General features: G+C 64.9%; 16 protein-coding genes. 4 read left to right on the top strand and 12 right to left on the bottom strand.

Going from position 1 to position 14,706, the window contains the following annotated elements; translation table 11 throughout:
- Positions 1 to 140: 140 nt before the first annotated feature.
- The 3 genes from C7446_RS01045 to C7446_RS01035 form a co-directional block, all read right to left on the bottom strand.
- Positions 141 to 344, bottom strand: coding sequence for a cold-shock protein (locus C7446_RS01045; RefSeq protein WP_121170420.1), 204 nt, complete (start codon positions 342 to 344; stop codon positions 141 to 143).
- Between the two features lie 258 nt (positions 345 to 602).
- Positions 603 to 2,114: a YifB family Mg chelatase-like AAA ATPase gene (locus C7446_RS01040; protein ID WP_121170418.1), complete on the bottom strand. Its 1,512-nt coding sequence runs from the start codon at positions 2,112 to 2,114 to the stop codon at positions 603 to 605.
- Positions 2,115 to 2,291: 177 nt separating this feature from the next.
- Positions 2,292 to 2,642 carry an accessory factor UbiK family protein gene (locus tag C7446_RS01035; protein ID WP_121170417.1) on the bottom strand — a complete coding sequence of 117 codons (351 nt, stop codon included), beginning with the start codon at positions 2,640 to 2,642 and terminating at the stop codon, positions 2,292 to 2,294.
- Between the two features lie 405 nt (positions 2,643 to 3,047).
- Between C7446_RS01035 and C7446_RS01030 the strand changes: the two genes are divergently transcribed.
- From C7446_RS01030 to C7446_RS01020, 3 genes are all read left to right on the top strand, one after another.
- The gene (locus C7446_RS01030) at positions 3,048 to 3,386 is read left to right on the top strand and encodes a P-II family nitrogen regulator (protein ID WP_121170415.1); all 339 of its coding nucleotides are present in this window, start codon (positions 3,048 to 3,050) and stop codon (positions 3,384 to 3,386) included.
- A gap of 25 nt (positions 3,387 to 3,411) precedes the next feature.
- Positions 3,412 to 4,659, top strand: a complete 1,248-nt coding sequence (locus tag C7446_RS01025) for an ammonium transporter (protein WP_121170413.1) — start codon at positions 3,412 to 3,414, stop codon at positions 4,657 to 4,659.
- Positions 4,660 to 4,819: 160 nt separating this feature from the next.
- Complete coding sequence (locus C7446_RS01020; protein WP_070980519.1) at positions 4,820 to 5,158, top strand: P-II family nitrogen regulator; 339 nt, start codon at positions 4,820 to 4,822, stop codon at positions 5,156 to 5,158.
- A gap of 86 nt (positions 5,159 to 5,244) precedes the next feature.
- Here C7446_RS01020 and C7446_RS01015 read toward each other — a convergent pair whose 3' ends face one another.
- Entirely contained in the window at positions 5,245 to 6,024 is a 780-nt protein-coding gene (locus tag C7446_RS01015; RefSeq protein WP_121170411.1) for a ferredoxin--NADP reductase, read from the bottom strand.
- A gap of 127 nt (positions 6,025 to 6,151) precedes the next feature.
- Between C7446_RS01015 and C7446_RS01010 the strand changes: the two genes are divergently transcribed.
- Positions 6,152 to 7,192, top strand: a complete 1,041-nt coding sequence (locus C7446_RS01010; RefSeq protein WP_121170409.1) for a hypothetical protein — start codon at positions 6,152 to 6,154, stop codon at positions 7,190 to 7,192.
- Between the two features lie 13 nt (positions 7,193 to 7,205).
- Here C7446_RS01010 and C7446_RS01005 read toward each other — a convergent pair whose 3' ends face one another.
- The 8 genes from C7446_RS01005 to C7446_RS00970 form a co-directional block, all read right to left on the bottom strand.
- Positions 7,206 to 7,433 carry a hypothetical protein gene (locus C7446_RS01005; RefSeq protein WP_121170407.1) on the bottom strand — a complete coding sequence of 76 codons (228 nt, stop codon included), beginning with the start codon at positions 7,431 to 7,433 and terminating at the stop codon, positions 7,206 to 7,208.
- 34 nt (positions 7,434 to 7,467) lie between these two features.
- Positions 7,468 to 9,345, bottom strand: a complete 1,878-nt coding sequence (locus C7446_RS01000) for a methyl-accepting chemotaxis protein (protein ID WP_121170405.1) — start codon at positions 9,343 to 9,345, stop codon at positions 7,468 to 7,470.
- A 138-nt stretch (positions 9,346 to 9,483) separates the two neighbouring features.
- A complete protein-coding gene (locus tag C7446_RS16405; protein WP_170149961.1) occupies positions 9,484 to 9,651 on the bottom strand; it encodes a hypothetical protein in 168 nt (55 codons plus the stop codon).
- A gap of 127 nt (positions 9,652 to 9,778) precedes the next feature.
- The gene (locus C7446_RS00990) at positions 9,779 to 10,192 is read right to left on the bottom strand and encodes a RidA family protein (RefSeq protein WP_121170400.1); all 414 of its coding nucleotides are present in this window, start codon (positions 10,190 to 10,192) and stop codon (positions 9,779 to 9,781) included.
- A 63-nt stretch (positions 10,193 to 10,255) separates the two neighbouring features.
- Complete coding sequence (locus C7446_RS00985; protein WP_281272309.1) at positions 10,256 to 11,020, bottom strand: amino acid ABC transporter ATP-binding protein; 765 nt, start codon at positions 11,018 to 11,020, stop codon at positions 10,256 to 10,258.
- Positions 11,021 to 11,077: 57 nt separating this feature from the next.
- Positions 11,078 to 12,154, bottom strand: a complete 1,077-nt coding sequence (locus C7446_RS00980; protein ID WP_121170398.1) for an amino acid ABC transporter permease — start codon at positions 12,152 to 12,154, stop codon at positions 11,078 to 11,080.
- A gap of 1 nt (position 12,155) precedes the next feature.
- Complete coding sequence (locus tag C7446_RS00975; protein ID WP_121170396.1) at positions 12,156 to 13,346, bottom strand: amino acid ABC transporter permease; 1,191 nt, start codon at positions 13,344 to 13,346, stop codon at positions 12,156 to 12,158.
- Positions 13,347 to 13,470: 124 nt separating this feature from the next.
- Positions 13,471 to 14,502: an amino acid ABC transporter substrate-binding protein gene (locus tag C7446_RS00970; RefSeq protein ID WP_211327816.1), complete on the bottom strand. Its 1,032-nt coding sequence runs from the start codon at positions 14,500 to 14,502 to the stop codon at positions 13,471 to 13,473.
- Positions 14,503 to 14,706 lie beyond the last annotated feature (204 nt).

The following is a 14,706-nucleotide window of genomic DNA, read 5'->3' as shown; positions in this document are numbered from 1 at the left end:
GGGACGCGGCGGTGCGCCCATGGCGCACCCTGCGGCATGAGCGGGCGGCCCTGCGGTGGCAGATACAAAAACACCAGGGCCCGCCGAAGCGGGCCCTGGTGCAGGGTAGAAGACCGCCCGAAGCGGCCGTCTGCCGGAGCTCAGAGAGGCCGGATATTGGACGCCTGCAGCCCCTTCTTGCCCTGGGTCACATCAAAGGAGACTTCCTGACCGTCCTGCAGCGACTTGAAGCCGTCGGCCTGAATCTCCGAGAAGTGTGCGAACAGGTCATCGCCGCCTTCGGACGGAGCGATGAAACCGAAACCCTTGGAGTCGTTGAACCACTTGACCGTGCCAGTTGCCATTTTCGAATTCCTTGAGCGCTGTGCGCTTGATGACGATTGCCGGGTAACACCCGATGACAGTGGGTAAAACAAGGGGGATATAACCAGGCTACCGAATGATTCGATCACAACTGACGATATGCGACTTGCCAACCTACTGCGCGCAGTCTGCGCCGCTACCCCCGGGGAGTCAATCACTGTTTTGCCGGAAAACCGAAATGGCGTGCATCGGCACAGCGGCCGACCGCTCCCCGGGGCCACGGGCCGGCGCCTGCGCCATCACACCCCGCCCCGCCCCATCATGCGGTCGAGCTGGCGATAGCCGATCGCTTCCATCAGCCGGGGGCGCGTGACCCGCGATTCCTCGGCGAGATCGGCAATCGTCAGCGCCACCCTCAGCACCCGGTGATAAGCCCGCGCCGAGAGGTTGAGGCGGTTGAGCACGTCGGAGAGCCAGCTGCGTTCGTCGTCACCGAGGGCACAGGCCTGCTCCAGCACGGTGGTGGCGATATGGGCATTGAGACCGCCCCGGGCGTGCTGCCGGTGCCGGGCAGCCAGCACGCGCTGGCGCACCGTGGCGGAATCCTCGCCGCGCTCGCGGGCAGTAAGCTGTTCGGCGGGCAGTGCCGGCACCTCGACCTGCAGATCGATGCGATCAAGCAGTGGTCCGGAGAGCCGGGCCTGATAGCGCTGCACCTGCTGGGGCGTGCAGTGGCAGGGCTGGCGCGGATCGCCGAGATGACCGCAGGGGCAGGGATTCATCGCCGCGACCAGCTGAAAGCGTGCCGGATACTGGCGCTGGTGGCTGGCGCGGGCGATATGAATCCGTCCCGATTCCAGCGGTTCACGCAGGACCTCCAGCACCTTGCGGTCGAACTCCGGCAGCTCGTCGAGAAACAGCACCCCGTGGTGCGCCAGCGAGATCTCGCCGGGCCGGGGTTTCGAGCCGCCGCCGACCAGTGCCGCAGCGCTGGCGCCGTGGTGCGGCGTGCGAAACGGCCGCTGCCCCCAGCGCTCGAGGATATCCAGCCCGCACACCGAGCGGATCGCCGCCACTTCCAGGCATTCGCTCTCCTGCAGCGGCGGCAGGATGCCGGCCAGCCGGCTGGCCAGCATGGTCTTGCCGGTCCCCGGCGGGCCGGCGAACAGCAGGTTGTGGCCACCCGCCGCGGCAATCTCCAGCGCCCGGCGCGCCTGATGCTGACCGCGCACTTCGCTCAGATCGAACGGTGGCAGCGCTGCCGCGGGCGGCTCGCCCAGGACATGGGGCTCGATGCGCTGCCGGCCCATCAGGTGGGCCACCACATCCAGCAGATGGTTGACCGGCAGCACCACCAGATCGCCCGCCAGCGCCGCCTCATCGGCGCACGCCGCAGGCACCATCAGGGTGCGCCCGGCCCGGCTGGCCGCCATCGCCGCCGGCAGCACCCCGGAGACCGGACGCAGATGCCCATCCAGCGCCAGCTCTCCCAGACACTCCAGCCGGTCTGCCGCTTCACGCGGGATCTGCCCTGACGCCACCAGAATGCCCAGCGCGATCGGCAGATCGAAACGCCCGCCCTCCTTGGGCAGATCGGCGGGCGCCAGATTGAGGGTGATGCGCCGGGAGGGAAACTCGAAACCGGCGTTGATCAGCGCGCTGCGTACCCGCTCCCGGCTTTCCTTCACCGCCGCCTCCGGCAGGCCGACAATTGCCAGCCCCGGCAGGCCGTTGGAGAGATGCACCTCGACCAGCACTTCCGGGGCATCCAGCCCCACGCTGGCCCGGGTGGGAATGATGGCAAGTGTCACGATGGCTCCTTCAGACGGGCGATCACAGGGCACCGAAACAATATCGGTATCTGCTACTGAATCGGCCGCTGATGGAATTGCTTGAGTACGGCGCACCCGGGCAGGCAGGGGCATGGCAAAAGGCGGGCCGGGCGGATCGACCGACGGACCGATACGACATCGGCCCGCCGTGCGGCTTCACCGTGTAGTGGGGTCGTGGTCCGCGCTGTCGTCCGCGGGGGCATCCGCCGGCGTCTCGCTCTGGTCGGCCCGGGCGGTGGTGGTCGGGGTGGTACGGCCCTCGCGCTCGTCCAGGGCGGCTTCGAGATCGGCTACCTGCTTTTCCAGCGCCTCGACGCGCGACCGGGTACGCTGAAGCACCTCCATCATGACGTCGAAATCCTCGCGCGAGACCAGCTCGAGCCGATCGAAGGCACCGCGCATGGCGCCATGCACGGTACGCTGAATCTCTTCCGGCGCATGCGAGGCGTCCTGAAGCCGCTCGCCGATCTGCTGCGCCAGTCGGCCGAAAACATCCTGTCGTGCCATGAAGCTACCTCACGGTTGCGTGACCAATCTATCGGACAGCCATGCCATCCGACGGCTGTCTACAAGGATACGCAAGCCCGCGCCGTTACGCATTGATCACCGCATGAAAACCGGCGACGTCCTGCAACAGTGCAGCACTGAGTCAAAGCTGTGCAGGCCGCGCCCGAACGGTTCCGGAGGGCCTTGCGGGCGCCCGCCTTCGCACCAGGATGGCGCAAATGGCGCACCTTCACCCCTGCCACAGGCTCGAAGATGGTGCATTTACCCTTTCCAGCCACCCCCCGCCGCAACCCTCGAAACACTTTTTTACTTTTCAAGTGCCTGATATTGCTCGGTTTTGAGGGTAGTGGCACAGCTTCTGCCCTGTGATAGGGCAGGCGCCAGCCACAAGGGAGACACAACGACATGAAACTCATTACCGCCATCATCAAGCCATTCAAGCTCGATGACGTCAGGGAAGCCCTGGCGGATCACGGCGTGCAGGGGATCACGGTCACCGAAGTCAAGGGCTTCGGCCGTCAGAAGGGCCATACCGAGCTCTATCGCGGCGCGGAATACGTGGTCGACTTCCTGCCCAAGGTCAAGCTTGAGGTCGCCGTCGATGACGAGCGCATCGACGGCGTGCTCGATGCCATCCGCCAGGCCGCCAACAGCGGCAAGATCGGCGACGGCAAGCTGTTCGTGACACCGCTGGAGGATGTCATTCGTATCAGAACCGGTGAACGCGGCGTCGACGCGGTATAACGCCCAGGGTCAAGGAACCAACCTCATGAATGATCTGATTCAAGTCCAATACGCTCTCGATACCCTCTATTTCCTGATCATGGGGGCGCTGGTCATGTGGATGGCGGCCGGCTTCGCCATGCTCGAGGCCGGTCTGGTGCGTGCCAAGAACACCACCGAAATCCTGACCAAGAACATCGTGCTGTTTGCCATTGCCTGCACCATGTATCTGCTGATCGGCTACCACATCATGTACTCCAGCCCTTCGGGCGGCTTCTTCCCGAGCTTCGGCTTCCTGCTGGGCGGCGAGAACAGCGTGGATGACGTGCTGGGCAGCAACGGCGATGTCTACTACTCCTCCCGCTCGGACTTCTTCTTCCAGGTGGTCTTCGTGGCGACCGCGATGTCGATCGTTTCCGGGGCCGTTGCCGAGCGCATGAAACTGTGGGCCTTCATGGCCTTTGCCGTGGTCATGACCGGCTTCATCTATCCCGTGCAGGGCTACTGGAAGTGGGGCGGCGGGTTCCTCGACGCAGCCGGGTTCCAGGACTTTGCCGGTTCCGGTGTGGTGCACATGTGTGGGGCGACCGCAGCGCTGGCAGGGGTGCTGCTGCTGGGTGCGCGCAAGGGCAAGTACGGCCGCAACGGCGCCATCTACGCCATCCCGGGCGCCAACCTGCCGCTGGCCACGCTGGGCACCTTCATCCTGTGGCTGGGCTGGTTCGGCTTCAACGGCGGCTCCGAGCTGAAGGTTTCCAACATCAGTGAAGCCAACGCCGTCGCCCAGGTCTTCGTCAACACCAATGCCGCCGCGGCCGGGGGCGTGATCGCTGCCCTGATCCTCGCCAAGCTGTGGTTCCGCAAGGCGGACCTGACCATGGCGCTCAACGGTGCGCTGGCCGGTCTGGTGGCGATCACCGCCGAGCCGCTGGCCCCCACGGCACTGGGCGCCACCCTGATCGGCGCCGTCGGCGGCCTGCTGGTGGTATTCGCCATCGTCGCGCTCGACAAGCTGCGCATCGATGACCCGGTCGGCGCCATCTCGGTGCACGGCGTGGTCGGTATCTGGGGGCTGCTGGCCGTACCGCTCTCCAACGGCGATGCCGGGTTCGGCTCGCAGCTGCTGGGCATTGTCACCATCTTCATCTGGACCTTCGTCGCCAGCCTGATCGTGTGGGGCATCATCAAGGCGGTCATGGGACTGCGCGTTACCGAGGAAGAAGAGTACGAAGGCGTCGATGTGGCCGAGTGCGGCATGGAAGCCTACCCCGAGTTCACCGGCGGCAAGAAGTAACCGCCCCCGAGTGAGCTGGCGTGCGCCCTGGCACCCCTCGGGGGTGCCTTTTTTGTCCCCGCGGTGCTTTTTCATTCCTTCAGCACGCATTGTATGCTGAAGGTACAGGGAAACTCCGAGAAGCTCGGTCAACCGCACTCATCAGCCAAGGACACAAGTCATGAAACTGGTCTCCGCCATCATCAAGCCGTTCAAGCTCGACGACGTGCGCGAATCACTCTCCGAAGTGGGCGTGCAGGGCATTACCGTCACCGAAGTGAAGGGGTTCGGCCGTCAGAAGGGGCACACCGAGCTCTACCGCGGTGCGGAATATGTCGTGGATTTCCTGCCCAAGGTCAAGCTGGAAGTCGCCGTCGACGAATCCATGGTCGATGAAGTCATCGAGGCCATCACCTCGGTTGCCAATACCGGCAAGATCGGTGACGGCAAGATCTTCGTGTCGCCGCTCGATCAGGTCATCCGGATTCGTACCGGCGAGACCGGCAAGGATGCGGTCTGAGGCTGACGACCGGCCCCACCGAGACAGCAAACCCGCCTCACGGCGGGTTTTTCATGGGCGCTTCATTCGATTCGCGCTCCGGTGTGCTACTTCTCGACGAAGGCGCGCTCGATGACATAGTCGCCCGGCTCGCCCATGCGCGGCGAGCTGACAAAGCCCATTTCATCCAGCACCTCGCTGGTCTCTTCCAGCATGGCGGGGCTGCCGCAGAGCATGGCCCGATCCTGCTCGGGATCGAGCTGGGGCAGGCCGATATCGGCCGCCAGCTTGCCGGAGCGGATGTGATCAGTGAGCCGCCCAGTGGTGTGGTACGCCTCTCGGGTCACCGTCGGGTAGTAGATCAGCTTCTCGCTGATCTCCTCACCAAGCAGTTCGTGCGCCGGCAGCTCTTCGGTAATGAAGTGATGATAGGCCAGCTCGCTGACGGTCCGTACCCCATGCACCAGTACGATCTTTTCGAAGCGCTCGTAGGCCTCGGGGTCCTGGATCAGACTCAGGAAGGGTGCCAGCCCGGTGCCGGTGGAGAGCAGATAGAGATGCCGACCGGCCTTGAGATCATCCAGCACCAGCGTACCGGTCGGCTTGCGGCTGACCAGCACCTGATCGCCGACCTCGAGATGCTGCAGACGCGAGGTCAGCGGGCCGTCCGGTACCTTGATGGAGAAGAACTCGAGCTCTTCCGCCCAGTTGGGGCTGGCAACCGAGTAGGCGCGCGTCAGCGGCTTGCCATCGACCTCGAGGCCGATCATCACGAACTGGCCGTTCCTGAATCGCAGACTCTCCTCACGGGTGGTGCGGAAACTGAACAGCGACTCGTTCCAGTGATGAACGCTGAGTACTTCGGCAGTGGCAAACTTGCTGGACACGGATATAACCCCCAAAAATGACTCGCATTTGCGAAACAATCCAATGCACACATTCTAATCGTCACGGCGCAGGGGGGGAACCATCGCCCGCCCGATGCACCGTGACCCGAACGGATGGAGCTGTTCAATGACCCGCACGAGCATCTTGAGCGAAGGTACGCTGCACTGTTTTCCGACCGGCCTGCGCGACGAGCAGGGCAGACTGGTCAACGCCGAGATCTCGGCGGCCGTGTTCGACGGTGAACGACTGATTCTGGCCAGTGACAAGCCGATTCCCGGTGAGTCACGCTCGGCCGTCTTCGCCGTGCCCATGGGCAGTGAGGGCCCCATCGAAAGCGGCATCGAGTACTTCACCAGTGATGCCATCAGGCAGGCCACCAAGTACGAGGACTTCGCCCTCACCGCGGATGGCCGCCATGTGCTGGCGACCACCGGCTTCGACCGGATCGCCGAGGACAGCCATGAGCTCAACGCCTGGAACCACCTGCTGATCTGGCCGCTGGGCCATCCGGAGCAGATCCGCGTCGTGGACCCCGATCCGCGCGACGGCGTGCCCGGCTCGCTGGAGCTGCGCCGGCGACTCGATGAGGCCATCGGCCTGCCCTACTACAAGATCGAGGGGCTGGCCGCCATCCCCGCCGAACGCGATGATGGCCTGCTGCTGTTCGGTGTCCGCGAACAGGGTCGGGCGCATGACGACTTCGACTATGTCAGCCGCGTAGTGGGCGCTCACTACCAGGTTGACGAGCAGGGTCGGCTGACCTTCACCGATGAGGTGCGTGAGCTGTTCGCCTTCGATCCGGGCGCCCATGAAGGGGTCGAGCATGTCTGCGGCCTGTCGAGCCTGGAGTATGACCCCTACAACGGCCGGCTCTATCTGCTGACCAGCTTCGAAGCCGAAGAGGAAGGGCTGCACGCCATCGGCGGCTATCTCTGGGTGATGTCGCTCGAGGACTTCCATGCCCGGCGCGCACCGACGCTGGTGGAGGATGAGCGGGGCGGCCCGCGTGTCTTCGAACACAAGGCCGAAGGCCTGGCCGTGCTCGATGCCAATCGCCTGCTGGTCGCCTATGACAACGATCGCGAGATGGCGCTGGGGAGCCTCGGCGACACCCGTGACGAGCGTTATGCCAGCGAAGCCCCCTGGACCCTCCTCTCGGTCACCTGAACCGACCGGGGCGTTACGCCCCGGCGGCAGCGCTCTCCGTCACCAACCGGAAGGCACTGCCCGCTGCAGCCGGCGGGGCACCGCTCGGCTGTTCTTTTGCCTCGCCGGGACGCTCGTCCGGAGTCGCCTGCATGTGACTCATGGCCAGCAGCGCATGTCCTACCAGGGCCGCCATCACCAGCAGCAGGCAGGCCCCGGCAGTGCGCGTGACAAGGGTACGGACGAATCCGAGTTTCAGCATGGCAGTGCACTCCGGTAGCCGGCCAGACCCACGATCAGGCCGGGGCTGCCGTTTCATCAGTGGCTTCACGACGGGCGCGCAAGTCCGCTTCCCCGGACTGCCCGCTGTCTTCCTCGCGCAGCCGGAAGGCCGCCACGCTGTCGGCCAGCTCCAGCGCCTGCTGATGCAGCGCTTCGCTGGCAGCCGCCGACTGCTCCACCAGCGCGGCGTTCTGCTGGGTCATGCCATCAAGCTGGGAAACCGCCTGGTTGACCTGGCCGATCCCGGTAGCCTGCTCCTCGGCGGCACCACTGAGCTCCGCCAGCATGCCGCTGACCTCCTCGATGCGTCGCACGATCTCGCGCATGGCGCCATCGGCGGCTTCAACCTCGGCGACACCGGCCGCCGTCTGCTCACCGGACTGGGCGATCAGCCCCTTGATCTCGCGGGCCGCCTCGGTGCTGCGATTGGCCAGCCCGCGCACCTCCTCGGCGACCACGGCAAAGCCGCGCCCGTGCTCACCTGCCCGCGCGGCCTCGACCGACGCGTTGAGGGCCAGCAGGTTGGTCTGAAAGGCGATCGAATCGATCATCTCGACGATGCCATCGATCTGCTGGGCGGAGTCCCGCATGCGCTGCATGGCCTGACTGACGGCCTCCATGCGCTCGCCGCCCTGGCGCGCCATGGTCGTGGTCTCGCTGGCCACCGCGCTGGCGCTGCGCGCCGAATGGGCCGACTGGTCGGTGGTGCCGGCCAGCTCCTCGACTGCCGCTGCCGACTCCTCGAGGCTCGCCGCCGTCTGCTCGGTACGCCGCGAGAGATCCTGACTGCCCTGGGTGATCTCGTCGGAGGCCATGCGCACCGACTCGCTGCTGCGACGGACCCGCAGCAGCACCTCGTTGATGCGCTCGGCAAAGGCGTTGAAGGCGTTGGCAATACCGGCGACCTCATCGCGACCGTGAATGGTCAGGCGTCGGGAGAGATCGCCGTCGCCGGTGGCGATATCGCCAAGGGCATCACGTACCCGGGCGAGCCGGCGAAAGCTCGGTGTCAGGGCGGCCCACAGCACGCCTGCCGCAATCAGCGCGGTAATCAAAAGCGCCACCAGCATGGTGGAAGCGGCACTGTAGAGCCCGGCCAGTGCCTCGCGCTCGTTGAGCGCGATCACCAGCGTCCAATTGGTCCCGGGAATCTGCTCGGCCAGTACCCGCTCATCGATGCCATTCAGCGTGACATCCTGCACCCGGCCACTCTGTGCCGCCTGACCGAGCCACTGCGCGGTGAGCTCGCTGTCGACCTCGGTGGCCGGCTTGAGGGCCAGTTCGGTATCGGGATGGGCAATCAGGGTGCCCTGATCATTCACCAGGAAGGCGTAGCTGTGCTCGGTGGGCGCGATCGAGGTCACGTTGGCCACCACCTGATCCAGCGGCATGTCGCCGGCGACCACGGCTGCCACCCGGCCGGCTTGCATCACCGGGGTGGCAAAGGGCACCGCCAGCGCGTGGGTAGCGGCATCCATGTAGGGCTCGGTGGCCACGGTATGGCCGGCCTCGGCGGCCTGCTGGTACCAGATGCGCTGGGTGGGCCGGAAGTCTTCCGGCGGCGTCCAGTCGCTGCCCGAGACGAAAGCGTCATCCGGGTAGCCGGCATAGACCATCGAGAAGCGGCTGGCCTGCTGGATCAGCGCCATCGCCGAGGAGGCATCGTCCCCCAGCGCCCGCTCGCCGATCGACTCCACCAGCCGCTTCTGGTTTTCACTCCAGTCGGCAATCGCCATCACGTGCCCGGCGGCAATCGCCTTCAGATCACTGGCGATGGTCCTGTCATTGTAGTGGGCCGTGACCCACCAGGTAGCGGCGCCGGTGATGATCAGGGAAAGCACGATGATGGCGATACAGATCGCCAGAATACGAGCACGCAGGGAGTGCAGCATGAAAGCCTCGGGACCAGATGTAACGGAAGATTGCTTCCATTAACGGCTGGCCCCCGGGCAGCTTGAGCGCCAGGACAGCCGGTCCCCGAGCTCCACGGGCGAATGTCTGGCAGCCCGACCATGCCCCGTCAGGTACTATTACTCCTGCAGCTCCCTGCTGTTCGGCCGACACCCTGACCGGATCGTCGCCCCTCTCGCCAGCCACGCCATCGCCCCCAGGCTCAGCAGGGTGGAGGGCAGCAGCGCCAGGATCGGCGATATGTCGGCCAGTGACACCCACAGGGCAATCAATGTCGGTCGCTCCATGAACCGGTGGTGCCTGTCCCGGAGCCTCCGCTCCGGGCGTCTCCCAAGGCCTTCCATGGCTCGGGCCTATCCAAGGTAGATACCCTCCGTCAGCTGTCAAACGCGCACCATGGGCGGCCCACGGGTATCACCACCCCGAAACCGCGGACGACGCCCCGTCAGGCGGAATCCAGGCAATCATGTCGACTTCCACATCGGCGCCGCCGGCCAGGCCGGTGACGCCGATGCAGGTACGTGTCGGCAGGGGGTCGCTGAAGTAGCTGCGGTAGATGGCATTGACCTCTTCGAAGTGTCCCATGTTGGTAATGAATACCCGTGCCTGCACCACGTAATCGAAGTGAGTGCCCACCTCGGCGAGAACGATGGCGAGATTCTGCATCACCCGATGCGTCTGCTCGGTAAAGGTACCCAGCAGCATCTCGTTGGTCTCCGGTACGGTCGGCATCTGGCCGGTAATGAATACCAGATCGTTGACCCGGCAGGCGTGGGAAAAGGGCGCAATCGGCTGCGGGGCGCCGGCACACATCATCTTCTGAATCATGGTGACTCTCGTGGCGGGGCACTGCCGCCGACCGGCAGCAGTGCGGATGGTCCGGGCCCTGGCTCAGTGGCCCAGAATCTGGCTGAGGAATTCCTTCGTGCGCGGCGACTGCGGATTGTTGAAGAGCGCCTGCGGCGGTGCCGATTCCACGATCTGCCCCTCGTCCATGAAGATCACCCGGTCGGCGACCGTTTTGGCAAAGCCCATCTCATGGGTTACGCAGAGCATGGTCATGCCTTCGCGGGCGAGTTCGATCATGACGTCGAGCACTTCCTTGATCATCTCCGGGTCGAGCGCCGAGGTCGGTTCGTCGAACAGCATCACCTCGGGATGCATGCACAGCGCCCGGGCAATCGCCACGCGCTGCTGCTGGCCGCCGGAGAGCTGACCGGGGTACTTCTGCGCCTGATTGGCGATACGCACCCGCTCAAGATACTCCATGGCCGTCCTTTCGGCCTCGCGGCGCGGCTTCTTCTGTACCCAGATGGGCGACAGGCAGCAGTTCTCCAGCACCGTCAGGTGGGGAAAGAGGTTGAAGTGCTGAAAGACCATGCCGACATTGCGCCGGATCTGTTCGATGCGCTTGATGTCATTGGTCATGTGGACACCACCGACGGTGATGTCGCCCTGCTGATGGCGCTCGAGGTGGTTGATGCAGCGGATCAGCGTCGACTTGCCCGACCCCGACGGCCCGCAGATGACGATACGCTCGCCCTTCGCCACTTCGAGATCGATGTCCCGCAGGACATGAAAGTCGCCGTACCACTTGTTGAGCCGATTGATGGAGATCATCGATTGATCGGTCACGGTTGCGCTGGCTTCACTCATCACAGCACTCCTGTTGTCAGCGGGGCGGCGGCAGCTTGGGCCGGCCGCCGTGATGGCTCAGTGGCCGGTATGCAGCCGCCGCTCGATGTACTGGCTGTAGCGCGACATCGAGAAGCAGAAGACCCAGTAGACCAGCGCCGCAAAGACATAGCCTTCGATGGCAAAGCCCAGCCAGGCGGAATCGGTCAGACCCGACTGGATCACCGCCAGCAGATCGAACAGACCGATGATCAGCACCAGCGAGGTATCCTTGAACAGCGCAATGAAGGTGTTGACGATGCCGGGAATCACCAGCTTGAGCGCCTGGGGCAGGATGATCAGGCCCATCCGCTGCCAGTAGCTCAGCCCGAGCGCGGCGCCGGCCTCGCCCTGCCCCGTCGGGATCGCCTGCAGGCCACTGCGCACCACCTCGGCCATGTAGGCGCTCCAGAACAGCATGATGCCGATCAGGGCGCGCAGCAGCTTGTCGAACTCGGTACCGGCCGGGGCAAACAGCGGCAGCATCACCGAGGCCATGAACAGCACGGTGATCAGCGGCACGCCGCGCCAGAACTCGATGAAGACCACGCTGGCACCCTTGACCAGCGGCATCTTCGAGCGTCGCCCCAGCGCCAGCAGCACACCGATCGGCAGCGAGCCGACGATGCCGACCGCGGCAATGGTGAGCGTCAGCATCAGCCCGCCCCACTGGCGGGTGGGTACCGGCGTGAGCCCGAACACGCCGCCCAGCAGCAGCACCCAGGCGATGACGGGAAAGCCGATCAGGGCAAACACGCCGACGATGCGCTTGAACGGCAGCCGGGGAATCGCCAGCAAGGCAAACAGGGCAAAGACGATATCGACCCGCCAGCGCATCGCCTCCGGATAGAAGCCATAGACGATCTGGTTGAGTCGTACCGAAATGAAGACCCAGCAGGCGCCATCACCGGTACAGGCCTGGCGCGTGCTCCCGACCCAGTCGGCGTCAATCAGCGCCCAGTCAAGCACCGGCCACAGCAGGCGCACCAGAAGGGCCAGCACCACCACCGTGACGATCGAGTTGATCGGCCCGGAAAAGAGGTTGGCGCGCAGCCAGCCGACGATGCCGTGACGCTGATCGGGGGCCGGACGCGCTGCAATCATGTCGGAACTCATCTCAACGCTCCCTGAGCGCGACGCGCGCGTTGTAGATGTTCATCAGCAGCGAGATCACCAGGCTGATGATCAGATAGACCGCCATGGTCATGGCGATGATCTCGATCGCCTGGCCGGTCTGGTTGAGCGTGGTGCCGGCAAAGACCGCCACCAGATCGGGGTAGCCGATCGCCGTGGCCAGCGAGGAGTTCTTGGTCAGATTGAGATACTGGCTGGTGATCTGCGGAATGATCACCCGCATCGCCTGCGGCAGCACGATCCTGCGCAGGGTCAGGCCGCCCGGCAGCGACAGCGAGCGGGCCGCTTCCGTCTGGCCGCCCGGGACCGACTGGATGCCCGAGCGCACGATCTCGGCGATGAAGGCCGCCGTGTAGATCGACAGTGCCAGCCACAGCGCCAGCAGTTCCGGCAGTACGTGCATGCCGCCGCGGAAGTTGAAACCGCCCAGCTCGGGCACCGACCAGTTCAGGGGCCGGCCGGTCACGAAATAGGCCACGATCGGCAGGCCGATGATCAGCATCGTGCCGATCCACCCCACCGGCAGGGCCCGGCCGGTGGCAGCCTGGCGCCGGCGGCCGTAGATGACCAGCCCCACGGTGGCGACGATGGCTACTAGCAGCGCCACCCAGACCGCGACAAAGGCGGGCTGGGTTTCGGGCGCCGGCATCACCATGCCGCGCACGTTGAAAAAGAAGGCATCGAACATCGAAATGCTCTGGCGCGGCGAGGGCAGCGAGCGCAGCACCGCGAAATACCAGAACAGGATCTGCAGCAGCAGCGGAATATTGCGAAAGAGCTCGACATAGCAGGCCGCCAGCCGTGCCAGCAGCCAGTTCGGTGACAGGCGGGCAATGCCGACCAGAAAGCCGATGAGGGTGGCCGCCACGATGCCCAGCACCGAGACCAGCAGGGTATTGAGCAGCCCGACGGCAAAGGTCCGGCCATAGGTACTGTCACTGGTGTACTGGATCAGTGTCTGCGAGATGGGAAATCCCGCGCGACCGTCAAGAAAACCGAAGCCGGTATTGATCCCGCGGGCCTCGAGATTGACCAGGGTGTTGTGGATCAGCAAACCGATCACGGCCACCAGTGCGATCAGCAGGATCACCTGGGTGGCCAGTGCCCGGACGGCCGGGTCACGCCACAGCGGCCCGCGGCCGCGGCGGGGAATGGATGAGGAAGGACGCAGCATTGACGCTTCTCCGCCTGGATCGATCCGACGACCTGCCGGGATCTGGCCGGCAGGTCACGGGGTCTGCAGACCCGGCGGGGACCTCGCGTAAAGCCCCCGCCGGAGTTCGCTCAATCAGCCGCGTTCAGCGAACCGGCGGGGCGTACATGATGCCGCCGTCGTTCCACAGTGCATTGATACCGCGCTCGATCCCGAGCGGCGAGTTGGCCCCCACGGTATCGGCGTAGACCTCACCGTAGTTGCCGACCTCGCTGATGATGCGGTAGGCCCAGTCATTGGTCAGTCCCATCTGCTGACCGAAGTTGCCATCCTGGCCGAGCAGACGTGCCACGTTGGGATTGGGCGGGTTGTCACGCATCTGATCGACATTGTCACTGTTCACGCCCAGCTCTTCGGCGTTGATCATGGCAAACAGGGTCCACTTGACGATATCGAACCACTGATCGTCACCCTGACGGACCACCGGCCCCAGCGGCTCCTTGGAGATCCGCTCGGGCAGGATCTTGACGCTGTCGGGCTCGGAGAGCTGCAGCCGCAGTGCCGCCAGCTGCGAGGAGTCGGAGGTCAGCACGTCACAGCGGCCGCTGTCGAAACCGGCCGCCGTCTGGCTGGATTCATCAAAGCTGACCGCCTGGTACTCCATGTCGTTGGCACGGAAGTAGTCGGCCAGGTTGAGCTCGGTGGTGGTACCCGCCGCCACGCAGACCGAGGCGCCATCCAGCTCGGTGGCGCTGTTGATGCCGAGATCCTTGCGGATCATGAAGCCCTGGCCATCGTAGAAGTTCACGCCGGTGAAGTTCAGGCCCATGGAGTTGTCCCGCGACGCCGTCCAGGTGGTGTTGCGCGAGAGCATGTCGACTTCACCGGACTGCAGGGCGGTAAAGCGCTCCTTGGCGGTCAGCGGCGAGAAGGCCACCTTTTCGGGGTCGTCCAGTACGGCGGCTGCCACGGCGCGGCAGGTTTCCACGTCGATGCCCTGCCAGGTGCCATCGGCATCCGGGTTGGAGAAACCGGGGAGGCCATCGCTGACCCCGCAGCGCAGCTGCCCGCGACTCTTGACGTCATCCAGTGTTGCCGCCTGGGCGGCATGGGTCAGGGTGAAGGCAAGGGTGGTGCCGGCGGCCAGCGTCATCAAGGCGGACTTGTAGGTTCCCATGGAAGATTTCCCTGATTGTTCATGTTTGTGGAATTTCGGGGAAAAGCATGTCGCCTGCTCGAGGCGACGACTCCTCATGCTCGAGCAGTGGCATGCCCTGCCACTGACCGAAAGTTGCAAGGAGTGTTCCAGAATGGCCCATTGTCCGGGAAAGCGATGGGATTCAAGCACTTGCTGCGTATGGCCGACACCATGGGCGCCGCA

The organism is Kushneria sinocarnis (assembly GCF_003633775.1).
GTDB classification, from domain to species: Bacteria; Pseudomonadota; Gammaproteobacteria; order Pseudomonadales; family Halomonadaceae; genus Kushneria; species Kushneria sinocarnis.
Note: the sequence above shows the minus strand (reverse complement) of the source record. Positions and strands in the feature narration are given on the sequence as shown.